The organism is Heyndrickxia acidicola, assembly GCF_001636425.1.
GTDB classification, from domain to species: Bacteria; Bacillota; Bacilli; order Bacillales; family Bacillaceae_C; genus Bacillus_AE; species Bacillus_AE acidicola.
This window is the reverse complement of record NZ_KV440953.1, coordinates 186,663-202,514: the sequence shown is the minus strand read 5'-3', so window position 1 is coordinate 202,514 and position 15,852 is coordinate 186,663. Positions and strand designations below refer to the sequence as shown.

The following is a 15,852-nucleotide window of genomic DNA, read 5'->3' as shown; positions in this document are numbered from 1 at the left end:
TTACACCTTTCATTTGAGCTTAAAGGCGTGTGAAACAGAGGTTTCACACGAATGAGCAAAAAAACAACTGAGTCCTCTAACAAAGCCAAAAATTTATTGGTTTCTTATCTTCATAAAAAGGAAAGGCTGTTTCAATAGTCTATTTCTTTGCCAGCATGCGATTTAAAGCAAGCATCGCATAATGAGAGGTTTCTTCCTCGACTTTTATGATATTGTTTGTTTTTCCTTCCAGGATGCTTTCAAGACTCCACAGAAGATGAGGAAGATCTATCCGGTTCATTGTAAGGCATGGACACATATGCGGATTCAACGAAATGATCTGTTTATCAGGATGCTGATCTTTAATGCGATTAACCAGATTCATTTCTGTTCCTATTGCCCACTTGCTACCCGCAGAGGCATTTTCAATTGTATCAATGATATACTTTGTGGAACCATTGTCGTCCGCGAGTGACACTACTTCCCGACTGCATTCAGGGTGCACGATGATTTTCATCTCCGGATCATTTTTCCTAACCATTTCGATGTTGGATACAGTGAATTTTTCATGGACCGAGCAATGTCCCTTCCAAAGAATTACTTTGATTTCCTGTAATTCGCCACTGTAAACCAATTCATCCTTTATCGGATCCCAAACAGCCATTTTTTCAAGAGGCACCCCAAGATCATAAGCCGTATTCCTGCCGAGATGCTGGTCTGGCAGAAATAGGATTCGTTCTTTTTGAGTAAAGGCCCATTTCACCATGGGCAGGGCATTGGACGATGTCACAGTCGCTCCGCCATTTTTCCCCACGAATGCCTTTATTGCAGCGGTTGAATTTACATACGTAAGCGGTAAAACCGTATCTCCAAATAAGTCTTGCAGCTTTTCCCACGCACGCTCAGTTTGATGAATATTTGCCATATCAGCCATGGAGCATCCTGCTCTCATATCAGGCAAAATGACTTCCTGGTCAGGACCTGACAGGATATCTGCTGTCTCCGCCATAAAATGGACACCGCAAAATACAATATATTTTGCGTCCTTGTTTTCTGCCGATAGCTGTGCAAGCTGCAGGGAATCACCTGTTGCATCCGCAAATTGGATCACTTCATCCTTTTGATAATGATGGCCGGGTATAAAAAGCTCCTTCCCTAAGCTCTTTTTTATTTCTTTAGTACGATGCTCCAACTCTTGCCTGCTCATTTTCAAGTATTTTTCCGGAATAAAAGTGCTCTTGACTTTTATCAGCTCTTTAAGCCCCATGATACGCTTCTCCTCTCGCTGCCAATTCTTCAATTTGAACACGTGCACTAATGTCAAACGCCTTTACGGAATGGGTTAAACAACCAAGTGAAATATAATGAATACCTGTTTCTGCATATTCCCGCAAATTATCAAGTGTAATGTTTCCTGAAGCCTCCGTCTCCACCCCGTTCGGCACCAGTCCGATCCAACTTTTTATTTGTCCCGGTGTGCAATTATCAAACATGATAATATCTGCTTTTGCTTCAATGGCCTCCAGGAGCTGTTCTTTAGTTTCAATTTCTACTTCTATTTTGACGGTATGGCCAATTTCTTTTCTTACCTTCTCTACGGCTCCTTTAATCGATCCTGCAAAAGAAATATGATTATCTTTCAGCATTACACCATCATATAAACCATTGCGATGATTGTATCCGCCACCTGTTCGGACAGAGTATTTGTCTAGCATTCTCAAGCCTGGCATTGTTTTTCTTGTATCACAAACCCTTGCAGCAGTGTTCTTTGTTTTATCTACTGCTTCGCAGGTCATCGTGGCAATACCGCTCATTCTCTGGAGGAGATTCAGCACAACACGCTCCCCCTTCAATAGGCTTTGGACCGGTCCTGATGCAGTTGCAAGAATGTCGCCTGCATAAATGGTGTCTCCATCTTCCACATGAGTTTGTACAGATACTGCAGGATCAAGAACCCCATAGCCTTCATGTATAATATCCCTTCCACAGAAAACACCGGGCTGCTTTGCCCTGAACGTTAATATGCCTTGCTGATTTTTTGAAAAGATGGTCTCACTCGACACATCCTTGTCGCCAATATCCTCCAAATAAAATTGTTCAAGCATGGATCTCAATTTGATACGATTCATTGTTTTCTCCCCCTATTTCCATTCCATGTATAGAGTTAATAATATGTCTGCTCTCCCATTCCTTACGGGAATTAGGAAAATCTGCTCTGATATGACCTCCGCGGCTCTCTTCTCTTGAAAGACTTGAAACCGCAATGATATGGGCACTTATCAGCATAAAAATTGTTTCAATTTGTTGTATTGGAAGTGCGTCCAGATCTGACTTTATGATCTCTAACACCCCATAACTTTCTATCCACTGAATAAATGTCTTAAGCTTTCTTCCCTCCCGGATGATTCCTGCATTTTCCATCATCTTTTGCTGAATTACCGCTTTTTCAGGCAGGACAGGAATAACAATGTCCTGATAAGAAATTGGAGATAACTTGTGCGCTGATTCACATTCTTTTCTGTTATGATTTAAATATTCTGCCAGCCTCTTTCCGTAAACCAATCCTTCTAAAAGGGAATTACTTGCAAGGCGGTTTGCTCCATGCACACCGCTGCATGCTGATTCCCCGATTGAGTATAATCCCTCCAAGCTTGACCTTCCATGGGGATCAATTTTAATTCCCCCCATAAAAAAGTGACTGCCCGGAGCCACAGGTATTTTCCCGGCTTCTATATCAATGCCATTTTTCAAGCAAGAATCTGTTATGGTTGGAAACTTGTCAGGGAAATCCGCGATCATGCTGATATCTAAAAAAACGTCCCGACCTGCCAATCGCTCTTTAAAAATTTGTTCCGCAACAATATGACGGGGTGCCAGGTCTTTTAAGGGATGAACTCCTTGCATAATCGGTTCCCCCTGATCATTTACAAGAATAGCCCCCTCTCCCCTGACTGCCTCTGATATAAGTCCATGCGTACATCCATTCACATAAAGGAGGGTAGGATGGAATTGGATAAATTCAGCATCCGTAATTTTCACACCTGCTTTATACGCCAAAGCCAAGCCATCGCCGGCAATGGTATGGTCATTTGAAGTAAAAGGATATAAACCTCCTATGCCCCCTGCTGCCAATACCGTTCCGCCGGCTCGATAAATATGCTTTTCTCCTTTTCGATCCCTTGTTTTAACTCCTATGCATCTATTTTTGTTTTGATCCAGCAACAGCTCATACACAAACTGCCCCTCGATTAATTCCACGTTTTGCGGCAAGTTTAAATGAAATTGCTCCATAATATGCTTTCCGGTGGCATCCCCGCCGCAATGCAGAATACGGTTTCGGCTATGGGCTCCTTCTTTGCCGAGGGAAAGGTTTCCATTCTTATAACAGTCGAAACGTACACCTGTGTTTTGCAGATTTTTTATCATTTCCGGAGCAATCTGTACCAATTTCATAACTTCTGAATCATTATGAAAATTTTCCCCGGCCTCTATCGTATCCTTGAAGTGCAGTTCCCAGCTGTCATCTGAAGACACAGCCGCTGCAACACCGCCTTGTGCCATAAAGGAATTACTATTCTGCCATTTTCCTTTTGTGATAATTATCACATGCAAATCCGCAGATAAATTTCTGGCTAATTGCATTGCTGCAATACCGCTGCCTATTATCAAAATATCACATTTAATCATTATTAAAACCCTCCTGTTTTAACAGGTGTCTTGACACTTATATTTACATATTATTAAACTTAAGGCAAGATATTTTTATAGGAACATGAAAAGAGAAAGAGCAAGAATAATGAATGTGGAATGTTTTGAGGAAATACTTACGCAGATTTAGTCATTTTCTTTTTTGCAAAGAGCATTTTATTCGCAGCGAATAGCTTATGCCATTCTTACAAACCCGCATTCCGGCTATTAAAATAAGGATCAGACGAAGATAATTTTTTGCAGAATAGAGGGTATAAAATGATTTATTTTGATTACGCGGCTACTACTCCTATGGATTTGGAAGCCTTGGAGATTTACAATGAAGCAGCCATTTCTGTGTTTGGCAATACACGAAGCCTTCATGATGCCGGTTCGCGGGCTGAACAAATTCTTTCAGCATGCCGGAATGAGCTTGCAGAACTTTTTTCTGCACCTCCCGAAGGGATTTATTTTACCTCTGGAGGAACCGAAAGCAATCTTTTAAACATTATTTCTCTTGCGAAAGCCCACTCTGCTAAGGGGAAGCATGTCATACTCTCTATGGGCGAGCACGCATCCGTATATTCTGCTGTGCACTATCTAAAAGATCTTGGATATGAACTTACAGAAATCCCGTTTACGAAAGACGGACAAGTAGATGTAAACATTCTTGTACAATCAATACGGCATGATACCATTCTTTGTTGTGTCCAGCATGTAAACCCTGAAACAGGAGTGATTCAACCCATTCAGGAGATAGCAGGCATTATGCAAAATAGAGGGATTTTGCTCCACTGCGATTGTGTCCAATCCTTTGGCAAGCTGCCCCTGCACAACATTACTCCTGTTGTCGACAGCCTCAGTGTGTCAAGCCACAAGGTATATGGACCAAAAGGAGTTGGGGCTGCATATATTAACCCCCGACATTCTATATCTCCGGTTTTCCCCGGCTTCCACCATGAAAGGGGCTTTCGTGGTGGTACACTAAATGTTCCAGGAATAGCGGCTTTTGTTTTTGCTGCCCAAAAACTATATGGTGAAAATGCTAAACAAGCCGAATATGCCGTACTTCGAAAAGCCTTTATTGAGGAATTAAGCGGAGAAAAGGACATAGCTGAAATTTTTCAGGCTCAAAACACTTTTCAGCTGCCTCAAATCATTGGGTTAAGGATTTTCGGAGTAGAAGGCCAATACACCATGCTTGAGTGCAACCGAAACGGCTATGCCATTTCGACCGGCAGCGCATGCCAGGCGGGGCAGACAATGCCATCCGCTGCCATGAGGGCAATGGGAATCTCTGAAAATAAAGCAAAGGAATTTATTCGAATTTCATTTGGAAAAGAAACCGTTCTCCAGGATGCAGTAGATCTTGCACGTTGTTTAAAAGCAATTGGTTCAATGAAACTCTTTCGTAATCACTGATATTGCCGAATCACTTTCGTTTGGAGCCACTCTATTATTATGATAAAATTCCGTATAAGAAATGGTTTATAGGAGGACGTCTACAATGTCGGAAGGAAAAAGGATACTAGGAGAAAAAAGGCGTGAGTTTTTACTTTCTCTACTAAAAACAAGCTCTAATCCGATAACGGGGAGTGAATTAGCTAAAAAGGCCAATGTGAGCAGGCAAGTCATTGTCAATGATATGACCCTTTTAAAAGCGAAAAATGAACCCATTATCGCAACCAGCCAAGGGTATCTTTATATGCTGCAGCCCGGGGTACAGCAAAGCTTTGAAAAAACGATTGCATGCTGCCATTCGCCGCTCGAAGTGGAAAATGAGCTTTTCTTATTGGTAGACAACGGGGTAACTGTGAAGGATGTACGTATAGAGCACCCTGTATATGGTGATTTGACTGCCTCCATTATGGTGTCAAACAGGAAAGAAGTCATCCAGTTCCTCGAAAAAATAAAGAATACGAGCGCCGCCTATCTATCAGAGCTGACAGAGGGTGTTCATCTACATACAATATCTGCAGCGAACGCCCAGAGTATTGCAGATGCAGAACAGGCACTTGAAGCAGCAGGATATTTAGTCGATGAAAATAATTAAAGGCTGATGAGCAGGGTATTGAGAAACCTCAAGGGGATAATTCCTCGAAAGGTTTCCAGCCTATTCAATCAGCCTTTTATTTATAGATCTATAAATGGAATAAAACAAGCTTCTATCCCATGCTTGAATATGCTTTCCTTGCCGTTAAATCTGCTTCATAGGAAGCATATCCGCCCAGAACCTTTACTGTGCACCCAATGGCTTCAATTTCCTGAATGGCATTTTGTACGAGCAGATTTTCCGAGTTTGCTAGAATATCTATCATAAAAAAGTAATTGCCGAGCCCAGTTTTTAATGGTCTTGACTCAATTTTACTCAAATTCAAGCTTCTCCATGCAAAAGCAGACAGCACTTGATGGAGCGCTCCTGCCCGGTCGGATGGCAATGTAACCATCACAGTGGTTTTTATGTGAGAAACATTTAGCTTAATTTCTTTTTGTAAGGTTTGAGATGATACAGCGATAAAACGGGTGTGATTATATGGCAGGTCATGGATATTTCTTTTCACTATGGACAATTGATACTTTTCTGCTGCCAATTCATTTGCAATAGCTGCTGCTTTAAGCTCAGGGTGATCGCTGACATATTTAGCGGCAGCAGCAGTGGAGGTAACCTGCCCCACGCTTGCACCTCTTAAATCGCCATGAAGAAATTTATGGCATTGGGCTATAGCATGAGGATGAGAAAAGACCTTTTCAGTTTCTCTCCAGCTCTCCTGATTTTCCGGATGGACCATCAGGTGCTGCTGAATAGGAACCGTAATTTCTGCAACAATCGGCGGATTGCTTTCATGATATAAATAATCAACCGTTAAATGAACGGAGCCCTCAAGAGTATTTTCAAGAGGAACGACCGCTACATCGACCTGATTGGCATTTACTGCATCCAAACAATCCGGAATGGTTTCAAACGGAATTCGTTCCATCCAAGGAAATGCGCTTTGTACCGCTATATCTGTAAAAGTGGCTTTTGGCCCTAAATAACCTGCTTTCAATCTGAACATCCCTTTCTTTTTATGCACCTGATCCCAGTATCTCGACCCGATTAACAAAATCAAACTCCTGAAGCTCTTTAATAAGGGTCTCCAGGGTAATGGGGATATCTGTAACGTTTAAGGAGACGGTGACATTTGCCCGCCCCTGAATGGGAATGGTTTGGTGAATCGTAAGCACATTGCAGGAATAAGACGCAATCACTCTTAATAATTCGGAAAGTGATCCGGAACGGTCTTCCAGAAAAAAGAATAATGTAACAATCTTTTCTTTCACCATGGCGTGGAAAGGAAACACTGTATCCTTATATTTATAAAAAGCACTTCTTGAAAGATCAACAAGGCGGACAGCCTCCCAAATAGAGGCTGCCTTCCCGCTCTCAAGGAGCTCCTTGGCTTCAAGTGTCTTTTTCATCGCTTCAGGCAGGACATCCTCGCTTACAAGAATAAATTTCTGTTCCTTGTTTTTCCCCACTTTCAATGCCTCCCGCATATCCATTTCCTCAGTGTCCGGAAGAACCGGCCAAACTATTCTACAAATTCGAACTCATAATCCATTAGTCTGATGGTATCACCATCATTCGCACCCTTTTCACGCAGTGCATCATCAATTCCCATGGAGCGGAGCTGTCTTGCGAATCTTCTAATGGACTCTTCATGGTTAAAGTTCGTCATTTTAAACAGCTTTTCTACTTTATCTCCGCTGACCACAAATGTTCCATCCGGATCCCTTGTAATAGCAAATTCAGCTTCCTGCTTTTCATGTCTGTAGACAACACGATTAACATCATCAGTTTCTTCCTTCTCTTCATAAAGAGGGAATTCAGGTGTTACTTCCAGTAGGTTCGCTATTGCAAAAAGCAAATCTCTGATGCCTTGACGGGTAACCGTGGATATCGGGAATATAGGAAAATCATCTTTAAGCTGTTCTTTAAATGCTTTAAGGTTTTCTTCAGATTCAGGAATATCCATTTTATTGGCAACAATGATTTGAGGGCGCTCGGTTAAACGAAGATTGTATTCCTTTAACTCCTGATTTATGGTGATGTAATCCTGGTATGGGTCCCGCCCTTCCATTGCGGACATATCTATCACATGAACGACAACCCTCGTTCTTTCAATATGGCGCAGGAATTGGTGACCAAGACCCACTCCCTGATGAGCTCCTTCAATTAGGCCTGGCAAATCGGCCATGACGAAACTTCTGTTATCCTCAGTCTCGACTACTCCAAGGTTTGGAACTATGGTCGTAAAATGGTATTCACCAATTTTCGGCTTTGCAGATGATACAACCGAAAGCAAAGTGGATTTCCCTACGCTAGGAAAACCTACGAGTCCAACATCAGCAAGAACCTTTAATTCAAGGATGATGTAACGTTCCTGTCCAGGCTCCCCATTTTCAGCAATTTCCGGTGCAGGATTAGCAGGTGTAGCAAAACGGGTATTTCCTCTTCCTCCACGGCCGCCCTTTGCCACAACTGAACGCTGTCCGTGTTCCGTTAAATCAGCAAGAACTTCCTTCGTATCATCGTCAATTACGACTGTACCCGGCGGAACCTTAACAACCATCGGCTCAGCCTTGCGTCCATGCTGCCCTTTTGACATACCATGTTCTCCGCGCTTCGCTTTAAAGTGACGCTGATAACGGAAGTCCATTAATGTTCTTAATCCTTCTTCCACTTCAAATATGACGTCGGCTCCTTTTCCGCCATCCCCGCCTGCAGGACCGCCTTTAGGAACATATTTTTCACGGCGGAATGCGACCATTCCGTTTCCTCCGTCTCCACCTTTAACATAGATTTTGACCTGATCTACAAACATAGATGTACCACCTTTTTTTCGTTATATGTAAAAACTTTTTTGTTAAATTTTGTTATACCAAGGCTTCCATGGTGAAAGAGTTTTCTGTAAGCTTCTTTACATCCATTTTGTTAATGACGTTCTTTTGCTCTTCCATCCACTCGGCTACCGTTTCCTTATTCGTTATTGTACCGCTAAATTCAAAAAAGAACCGCACACTGTTTTCGAATGTGTCAAAAGAGATGTAAAGATGATTATCGTGATAGGGTGCTACGGCATGATCCAATATATCGAATAAAGAAGTAAGCCATTGGGAAATCTTCAGATCGTCGGCCGCCAGTTCTCCTTCTTCATTCAGCATTTCATATTCAATTTGAAATTGGTGATGCTCCCAATTGAATGTCAATAAAAGCTGAGCAAATGCAGGAAGTTTTAAGTTTGAAATCCTGGACTCCTGATGCGCTTCCATAATAATTTCTTCTAAAATACGTTCTACCTGATCATATTTATTTAAAGCTACATTTCCTTTTATTAGCTGCAATTTATTCATCCAATCATGCCGAGCGTGCCGGAGCACCTCAACCACTGTCCAGTTCTTCATGTTACATAGCGCTCCCCTGTACTATTTCTCTTTATACCTTTTGATAGTATATCAGAAATACGGTGTTAATGCATTTTGAAGTCGAATAAAATCTAGTTATGCACCCATTTTCTATATCATGCTTAAATGATATCTGGACTAAGCTTTTGGAGAAATCGTTCTAAGGAGCGAGATAGAGTTAAATTAGAGGGATAACTTATAAAAAAAGCGCTAGGAGCACACTTTAAGGGTGAAGGCCATGATTGGCCCGACATTCGTTTATTACAATCTTAAATAAAGGCTGTTTTCGCATCGATTGGTGCTTTCCGTACAAGGCATCTTTCCGCATGTTGTCTGTTTTCGCGGATCTTTTCGTAAGCAATTCACATCTTTTAAAATTAAATCATCAATTCAAATCATTCTTTATCTCATTTAGCAACAAAGTTTACGAAAAGTGCCTAAAATAAAAAAACTCTAATCGCATTAACGATTAGAGTTTTTTATAGTATATCTCCATCATAAAGGTGAAGATATACAAAAAGCTTCGTTATTAAGCTTCTTTTGCTGCAGGGTATACGCTGACTTTTTTCTTGTCACGGCCTAGACGTTCAAAACGTACTACACCATCAACTTTAGCGAAAAGTGTGTCATCGCCTCCACGGCCTACGTTTTCACCTGGATAGATTTTTGTACCGCGTTGACGGTAAAGAATGGACCCGCCAGTTACGAATTGGCCATCAGCACGTTTTGCACCTAGACGCTTCGCGATAGAGTCACGACCGTTCTTTGTAGAACCTACTCCTTTTTTAGACGCGAAAAATTGAAGATCTAATCTTAACATGTATTCCACCTCCTATCGGAAGTTTATTTTAATGTATTCACCATACTCTTGTTCAATCGTTTGAAGGGAAATAATCATCCCTTGCAATAAAAGCTGAACTTTTTGATCCTGCTCCTCAGGCAGCCCTTTTGGAATAATACATTCCAGCATGCCGCTCTTGGATTGCTTAATCACTGGTTCAACCTGTGCTATCGCCATAATTGCATTAATGGTACCAAAGGATACAGCTGATGCACCTGCACAGACAATATCCTGGCCATGCTCAGCAAATTCTGCATGTCCGTCCATCTTAAAAGATAATATCCTGTCGGATGACCGGTTAACTTGAACATGAATCATGCAAGTCACCTTACGCGTTGATTTTTTCAATTACAACTTGTGTGAATGGTTGACGGTGACCTTGTTTTTTGTGATAGTTTTTCTTCGCTTTATACTTGAAAACAACCACTTTTTTAGAACGACCTTGCTTTTGGACTTTTGCTGTAACAGTAGCACCTTCAACTACAGGGCTTCCTACTTTTACAGATTCGCCGCCTACGAAAAGAACCTTGTCAAAAGTAACTGTTTCACCTTCAGCAACATTCAATTTTTCGATAGTGATAGCTTGGCCTTCTTCAACCTTGATTTGTTTACCGCCAGTTTCGATAATCGCGTACATAACTGCACCTCCTTATAAACTCAGACTCGCCAAATGCAGGCGTTTTGCTTTTAAACAAAAGCTTAGTACCTGAATTGTGCGGTTGTAGCACGGGTGCTACAAACATAACATAAAAATTCTATCACACGGCCTAGACTGTGTCAACACAGGTTTTTGAATTACACGATATCTTTCGACAGCTCTTTTTCCGTTCCAAACTTACGAATATGACAGCAGGGAATATTTTGTTTTACGATACTAAAAAAGATTTTTACATTTAAACTTTTTTCAATTCGTTCAAGATGAAGATTGTCATTACCACAAAAAGCGGTTTTGACATCCTCTGTCATTTCAATCAGAACGCCCTCATGTTCACGAAAAGGCTTTTCCCACAGTTCTCTTTCCAAACGAAAAGCCAGTGTCTCCGGACTCTCAACCTTACCCTTTCCCTTACAGACAGGGCATGGCATTAATAGAGCTTCAGAAAGGGAGCTTTTTGTTCGCTTCCTTGTGATTTGAAGGATACCAAGTGAAGTGAACCCTTCAATTCTGAACTGCTTGTCTCCTTTTTCCAGCGCATGCTGTATCGCATTTTTTACTTTTTGCTGGTCTCCCTGGTTCTTCATATCAATAAAATCAATCAATATCATTCCGCCATAATCCCTTAAAACAAGCTGCCTCCCAATTTCCTTTGCAGCAGCCAGATTGGTTTTTAACACCGTATCCTCCAAGTTTTTGGTACCGGAGAATTTGCCTGTGTTAACATCGATAGAGACAAGCGCCTCTGTTTCATCTATTACAAGGTAAGAGCCATTCTCAAGCCAAATGATTCGTTTTAATGCTTTATCAAGCTCTGTCTCTGCTTTATAATAAGAAAAAATATTTTCATCCCTCTGGTACAGCTCAAAATTCCACTTGAACTCCGGCCAATCCGCCATACGCTCCTTAAATCCTTTGAGAACCGCTCCATCATCTGAATAGATCAATCCATTCTTTAATCGCTGCATTTCTTTAAAAACAGCTTCTTCTAACGCCGATTGATCAAATAGACAGGCAGGGGCTTTACTGTCAGAAGCCTTTACCATCAGCTTTTCATATGTATGCCTCAACCTTTCAAGCTCATTCAGCCACTGTTCTTTATCTGAATGAAAGCTGCTTGTCCGAATAATAAAACCTTCATTTCCTCTTTGCTGATCCTTGGCAAGCTTTCTCCAGACTTCTTTTACACCTGATTCTCCTTTTTTGGAGACCGCTATATATTTACCTTGGGGCAAGTACACCATCTTTTCCCCCGCAATTTCAATTACAGCAGTCAGCATCGGCCCTTTTATGTCCGTTTCATCTTTTTTTACCTGTACAAGGAGCTGTGCCCCCTGTGAAATAAATTTACTAACAGGAAAAAGATGTTTGTTTGGTTCTTCATTATGTAAATAAGAGGGAAGCTGATCGCGATGTATATAGCCATGTTTCCCCTCTCCAATATCAATAAAGGAAGCGTTCATGCCTGCCTTCACATTTGCCACTTTTCCTAAATAAATATTGCCTACTTTTGATTTTTCCTGGGGTTGCTGAATCATAAGCTTGGTAATTTTTCCGTCCTCGATAATCGCAGCCCTTTTCTCGCGCGTTATGCTATTTATGATAATTTCATTCATTATAATCCACCACCTGCTCAACCAATAAGCTGCCTAAAGTTACTTTTGTTAGGCTTTTTTAAATTTATACGCTAATAACTATACATAATATCTCTGACTTGTGCATCTGTTTGCTTTTCGGCAAAGTAGGCATGCAGAACCTCATTTTCATCCAGCTTTCCTATTTCTCTCCCATCCTTCATAATTATGACGGGGTGTTTACTCCCTCTCTGGAATCTTTCCAAAACCTCATATAAATATTCCTCGCCGTCGACCTGGATTGGCTTAAGACCCTTAAAAATGGTTTTTTTTCCATAATAACGCTCCATTAAAAAACGCATAAACACGTAATGCTTTTGTTTCCGCTCCATCCACAGCGAAAGGTATAAATAACATGCTACAATCCAGGCATTTAAATTCAAAGGATTCGTGAGTATGGTAAAAAAATGAAAGAGCAGAAGAAAAACAAAAGAGCTTATAAGGCTAAATTGCACTGCCCTTAGAAATGGCATATAGGAAGAAACAAAAAGATGAACAAGCTTCCCCCCATCTAAAGGCCAAATTGGCAATAGGTTAAATAAAAAAACCATTATATTAAAATTCATAAAGAGATCATAGTAATCTTGAGAAAGAAAGCCATTTTTCATTAATAGGTACACAAAGGCCCCCATCCACACGTGCTGGAGCGGTCCAGAAATGGTGACTAAAAGTTCTTCTTTTAAAGGACGGTTTCCATGTTCGTCCACTTCTGCAACCCCTCCAAAAGGAAGAATCGTAATCCTTTTTACCCTCCAAGAAAAAAAATGGGCCATAATCGCGTGTCCCATTTCATGGATAAAAATAATGACGAACAGGGTGAGTACTTCTGTAAATCGGGCGGTCATGATTGCTACTGCCGCCATCAGCCATAATAAAGGATGAATGCGGACCTTATTAAAGATGGAAATGAAATTAGTCAATGTGCATCACCTGCTGGGGATCCACAAATTTATTCCCCTTTTTAAAAGCAAAATAAAATTCTCCCTTATCTCTTTTTGCATTGTTCGTAACGGTCCCTACTTTTTTCTCTTTATCAACTTGTTCGTACTCACTTACATTGATGGTTTTTAAATTGGCATACCACGATTCTGTAGAATCAGGATGCTGAATAATGACGGTATTGCCAAGATCCGCCTTTTTCCCTGCAAAAATAACGGTTCCTCCGTTTACCGCTTCTACATCCGCATTATTCTTGGTTTGAATCATTATTCCTCTTCCATCAGAGGAAAAGTGAGTCAGTACCTTCCCTGATGCTGGGATTGCATACCCCTGTTTATCTGCATTGGCTTGCTGTACCGGCTCCTTTTGCTGTAATTTAAACGGGAGAAAAGCCAATGGCTTTCCAAATTGCTTTTCATACCAGTTTGAAATGGCCGCAAATTGAAATTCAGATTTCATGGTACTGGAAACAAAGGCTCTGCTTTGATTGAAAACAGGAGAATTTGTTTTGAACATAATAGCAACTGCCAATACCAATATAGCTGAAGCGAGGATTTTAAAAATAAAAACCTCTTTCTTAAATAAAGGATGGATATGGTCTGAAGGACCTGTTTCATAAACAAAAGTTTCATCATCTTCTTTCCATTCCAAAGAGGACACAGGGCTTGAGACCTGTTTTTTTCCAGGAATCGCTTTGGTTTTTCTCCGTTTTTCTATTTCTCGCCTAATATCATTTGTTCGATTTCCCATCCTTTCACCAATCCCCTTTTACCGTTTGTACCCATTTTATGCATGTCCTATATGTATATGACAAGCATTTGGCAAAGGGGCATATGTATCTTTTTGCATACGCGAAGAGCTTTTAATATTTCCACGTTAAGAAAAGCGCCTTGCTAATTGGTGTACGGATTGCGCAGTCTTTGACTTATATCAGGGAGAAGGCGTAGAATTCATCATCCTTTAGATGCTGGAGCTAAATAATTTAATCTTATACAACAAAAAAATGATGGAACTGCTTGAGCAAGTACCATCACTTTAAGAACGGCGAACATTCAAAAAGGCTGTCTGCACCTTTTTACGATCCACCTAAAATTCATATATTTTATGCTTTAACACCAAATAATTTTTTAATCTTTGCAAACATACCTGTTTTAGGATCCTCAAGTGGCTGAAGGGGCACCGTTTCACCAAGAACTCTTCTTGCGATATTCCTGTATGAAATAGACGCACGATTATTTGGATTCAAAGCAACAGGCTCTCCCTGATTGGAGGATCTGATAACTTCATCATCATCAGCTACAATTCCGATTAAATCAATGGACAAATGTGCTGTAATATCATCAATATCCAGCATATCCCCATTGGTCATTAAATGATTGCGTATACGGTTAATAATGAGTTTCGGAGACTCAATGTGTTCTTCTTTTTCAAGCAAGCCAATAATACGGTCAGCGTCCCTAACAGCAGAAACTTCAGGGGTCGTAACGACTATTGCCTGGTCAGCACCGGCAACGGCATTTTTATACCCTTGTTCGATACCGGCAGGACAATCAATGATGATGTAATCATAATCCTGTTTTAATTCACCAATTAATTTTTTCATTTGTTCTGGAGATACAGCCGACTTATCACTTGTTTGTGCAGCAGGAAGCAGGAAGAGCTTGTCCTCAAACCGCTTATCCTTTACAACTGCCTGATGGACTTTACAACGCCCTTCCACTACATCCACTAAATCATAAATGATACGATTCTCTAAACCCAGCACAACATCCAAGTTTCGAAGTCCAATATCCGTATCAACCAGACATACTCTTTTGCCTTGAAGGGCTAAAGCTGTTCCTAAATTGGCAGAAGTGGTGGTTTTCCCTACTCCTCCCTTGCCGGAAGTAATGACGATCGCCTCACCCATGATCAGAATCCTCCTTTAAATCTAGTAATATTTGGTCTAAGATGCTTTAAGACTTGTAATCGGTCTATCACAATTTGGTTCGATTCATCTATGTATGCACACTCCATTTGGTGCTGTTCATCTTCTGGGTATTTGTCTGGAGCCCTATTAAAGCATTCTGCAATTCTTAATTGTGAGGGTGTCATAAAAGAAGCAACAATTGCCGCTTCATGATTTCCTGTGCAGCCTGCATGCGCAATTCCTTTTAAAGCTCCCAATATAAAAATATTGCCGCTGGCTCTCACGGTACCTCCCGGGTTTACATCTCCTATGAGCAATAAATCACCAGAAACCTCAAGTACCTGCCCTGATCGGATAATCGCAGCGATGGAATGAACTTCTGATTCTTTTTGAAGTTTTGAAGCTTCTTCTTTTGCAACAACATTACTGGATACTTCTTCTACAACCAGGTTGCGCTTGTCCCGTACCAGCTCCTTTAATTCTTCCTGCTGGCCGCTGGTTAAATAACGGTTTCCCAATTGAATTCTTACTGATAATAAAGGACTTTCCTCCTGGTCCATATGATGGACCGAAAGCTTCTCATCCAGTTCTTTTTTTAATTCAGCAAAAGAGCACTGATCGTTTAAATGAAGAGTCAGCCCTTCCTTTGTTCCCTTAATCATGACATTTTGTGACTTTTTCATTGCAAATTACTCACCTCAGTGGGTATTGAATTCGACAAAGCCTTACTATTTTCCTCTTTCTTTTTATGGATGTTTTTAAA

General features: G+C 40.9%; 17 protein-coding genes and 1 other annotated feature. Of the genes, 2 read left to right on the top strand and 15 right to left on the bottom strand.

The annotated features are described in order from the left end of the window. Nucleotides 1-139 precede the first annotated feature (139 nt). From nadA to nadB, 3 genes are read right to left on the bottom strand one after another with little or no spacing between them, the layout of a single operon-like run. Nucleotides 140-1,246 (bottom strand): quinolinate synthase NadA, encoded by a 1,107-nt coding sequence (gene nadA / locus A5N88_RS00845; RefSeq protein ID WP_066261879.1) that lies wholly within the window; start codon nt 1,244-1,246, stop codon nt 140-142. Beyond that, nucleotides 1,236-2,108 (bottom strand): carboxylating nicotinate-nucleotide diphosphorylase, encoded by an 873-nt coding sequence (gene nadC, locus A5N88_RS00840; RefSeq protein WP_066261877.1) that lies wholly within the window; start codon nt 2,106-2,108, stop codon nt 1,236-1,238. Before nadC ends, nadA begins: the two co-directional genes overlap by 11 nt. Next, complete coding sequence (gene nadB, locus A5N88_RS00835) at nt 2,077-3,666, bottom strand: L-aspartate oxidase (RefSeq protein ID WP_066261874.1); 1,590 nt, start codon at nt 3,664-3,666, stop codon at nt 2,077-2,079. Before nadB ends, nadC begins: the two co-directional genes overlap by 32 nt. Before the next feature lie 279 nt (nt 3,667-3,945). Here nadB and A5N88_RS00830 point away from each other — a divergent pair, with 279 nt between their 5' ends. Further along, nucleotides 3,946-5,088, top strand: coding sequence for an IscS subfamily cysteine desulfurase (locus A5N88_RS00830; protein WP_066261870.1), 1,143 nt, complete (start codon nt 3,946-3,948; stop codon nt 5,086-5,088). A gap of 85 nt (nt 5,089-5,173) precedes the next feature. Further along, nucleotides 5,174-5,719 (top strand): transcription repressor NadR, encoded by a 546-nt coding sequence (locus tag A5N88_RS00825; protein WP_066261867.1) that lies wholly within the window; start codon nt 5,174-5,176, stop codon nt 5,717-5,719. A gap of 112 nt (nt 5,720-5,831) precedes the next feature. Here the strand turns inward: A5N88_RS00825 and pheA are convergent, their stop codons facing one another. The 12 genes from pheA to minC all read right to left on the bottom strand — a co-directional run bounded on the left by pheA (nt 5,832) and on the right by minC (nt 15,772). Next, complete coding sequence (pheA, locus tag A5N88_RS00820; protein ID WP_066270095.1) at nt 5,832-6,713, bottom strand: prephenate dehydratase; 882 nt, start codon at nt 6,711-6,713, stop codon at nt 5,832-5,834. 19 nt (nt 6,714-6,732) lie between these two features. Beyond that, complete coding sequence (locus A5N88_RS00815; protein ID WP_198160333.1) at nt 6,733-7,203, bottom strand: ACT domain-containing protein; 471 nt, start codon at nt 7,201-7,203, stop codon at nt 6,733-6,735. Nucleotides 7,204-7,238: 35 nt separating this feature from the next. Next, entirely contained in the window at nt 7,239-8,531 is a 1,293-nt protein-coding gene (obgE, locus tag A5N88_RS00810; protein ID WP_066261863.1) for a GTPase ObgE, read from the bottom strand. Nucleotides 8,532-8,583: 52 nt separating this feature from the next. Continuing rightward, a complete protein-coding gene (locus A5N88_RS00805) occupies nt 8,584-9,111 on the bottom strand; it encodes a sporulation initiation phosphotransferase B (protein ID WP_066261860.1) in 528 nt (175 codons plus the stop codon). Nucleotides 9,112-9,640: 529 nt separating this feature from the next. Beyond that, a complete protein-coding gene (gene rpmA, locus A5N88_RS00800) occupies nt 9,641-9,931 on the bottom strand; it encodes a 50S ribosomal protein L27 (RefSeq protein ID WP_066261855.1) in 291 nt (96 codons plus the stop codon). 12 nt (nt 9,932-9,943) lie between these two features. Beyond that, entirely contained in the window at nt 9,944-10,270 is a 327-nt protein-coding gene (locus tag A5N88_RS00795; protein WP_066261853.1) for a ribosomal-processing cysteine protease Prp, read from the bottom strand. Nucleotides 10,271-10,280: 10 nt separating this feature from the next. Beyond that, the gene (gene rplU / locus A5N88_RS00790; protein ID WP_066261851.1) at nt 10,281-10,589 is read right to left on the bottom strand and encodes a 50S ribosomal protein L21; all 309 of its coding nucleotides are present in this window, start codon (nt 10,587-10,589) and stop codon (nt 10,281-10,283) included. Nucleotides 10,590-10,601: 12 nt separating this feature from the next. Then, nucleotides 10,602-10,683 (bottom strand) — a sequence feature (ribosomal protein L21 leader region). Between the two features lie 64 nt (nt 10,684-10,747). After that, nucleotides 10,748-12,223, bottom strand: coding sequence for an Rne/Rng family ribonuclease (locus tag A5N88_RS00785; RefSeq protein ID WP_066261850.1), 1,476 nt, complete (start codon nt 12,221-12,223; stop codon nt 10,748-10,750). Between the two features lie 71 nt (nt 12,224-12,294). After that, entirely contained in the window at nt 12,295-13,161 is an 867-nt protein-coding gene (locus A5N88_RS00780) for a M50 family metallopeptidase (protein ID WP_232317495.1), read from the bottom strand. Further along, nucleotides 13,154-13,930 carry a M23 family metallopeptidase gene (locus A5N88_RS00775; RefSeq protein WP_066261848.1) on the bottom strand — a complete coding sequence of 259 codons (777 nt, stop codon included), beginning with the start codon at nt 13,928-13,930 and terminating at the stop codon, nt 13,154-13,156. The genes A5N88_RS00780 and A5N88_RS00775 overlap by 8 nt, the downstream gene beginning before the upstream one ends. A gap of 352 nt (nt 13,931-14,282) precedes the next feature. Next, nucleotides 14,283-15,089, bottom strand: coding sequence for a septum site-determining protein MinD (gene minD, locus A5N88_RS00770; RefSeq protein ID WP_066261846.1), 807 nt, complete (start codon nt 15,087-15,089; stop codon nt 14,283-14,285). A gap of 2 nt (nt 15,090-15,091) precedes the next feature. Further along, nucleotides 15,092-15,772: a septum site-determining protein MinC gene (minC, locus tag A5N88_RS00765; protein ID WP_066261844.1), complete on the bottom strand. Its 681-nt coding sequence runs from the start codon at nt 15,770-15,772 to the stop codon at nt 15,092-15,094. Nucleotides 15,773-15,852 lie beyond the last annotated feature (80 nt).

Bases quoted from the DNA above. Each gene is read 5' to 3' on its own strand.
- minC (WP_066261844.1), bottom strand. From the start codon at position 15,772: ATGAAAAAGTCACAAAATGTCATGATTAAGGGAACAAAGGAAGGGCTG.
- A5N88_RS00830 (WP_066261870.1), top strand. From the start codon at position 3,946: ATGATTTATTTTGATTACGCGGCTACTACTCCTATGGATTTGGAAGCC.
- A5N88_RS00785 (WP_066261850.1), bottom strand. From the start codon at position 12,223: ATGAATGAAATTATCATAAATAGCATAACGCGCGAGAAAAGGGCTGCG.
- A5N88_RS00775 (WP_066261848.1), bottom strand. From the start codon at position 13,930: ATGGGAAATCGAACAAATGATATTAGGCGAGAAATAGAAAAACGGAGA.
- nadA (WP_066261879.1), bottom strand. From the start codon at position 1,246: ATGGGGCTTAAAGAGCTGATAAAAGTCAAGAGCACTTTTATTCCGGAA.
- rpmA (WP_066261855.1), bottom strand. From the start codon at position 9,931: ATGTTAAGATTAGATCTTCAATTTTTCGCGTCTAAAAAAGGAGTAGGT.
- rplU (WP_066261851.1), bottom strand. From the start codon at position 10,589: ATGTACGCGATTATCGAAACTGGCGGTAAACAAATCAAGGTTGAAGAA.
- obgE (WP_066261863.1), bottom strand. From the start codon at position 8,531: ATGTTTGTAGATCAGGTCAAAATCTATGTTAAAGGTGGAGACGGAGGA.
- nadB (WP_066261874.1), bottom strand. From the start codon at position 3,666: ATGATTAAATGTGATATTTTGATAATAGGCAGCGGTATTGCAGCAATG.
- A5N88_RS00815 (WP_198160333.1), bottom strand. From the start codon at position 7,203: ATGCGGGAGGCATTGAAAGTGGGGAAAAACAAGGAACAGAAATTTATT.
- nadC (WP_066261877.1), bottom strand. From the start codon at position 2,108: ATGAATCGTATCAAATTGAGATCCATGCTTGAACAATTTTATTTGGAG.
- A5N88_RS00805 (WP_066261860.1), bottom strand. From the start codon at position 9,111: ATGAAGAACTGGACAGTGGTTGAGGTGCTCCGGCACGCTCGGCATGAT.
- minD (WP_066261846.1), bottom strand. From the start codon at position 15,089: ATGGGTGAGGCGATCGTCATTACTTCCGGCAAGGGAGGAGTAGGGAAA.
- A5N88_RS00795 (WP_066261853.1), bottom strand. From the start codon at position 10,270: ATGATTCATGTTCAAGTTAACCGGTCATCCGACAGGATATTATCTTTT.
- A5N88_RS00825 (WP_066261867.1), top strand. From the start codon at position 5,174: ATGTCGGAAGGAAAAAGGATACTAGGAGAAAAAAGGCGTGAGTTTTTA.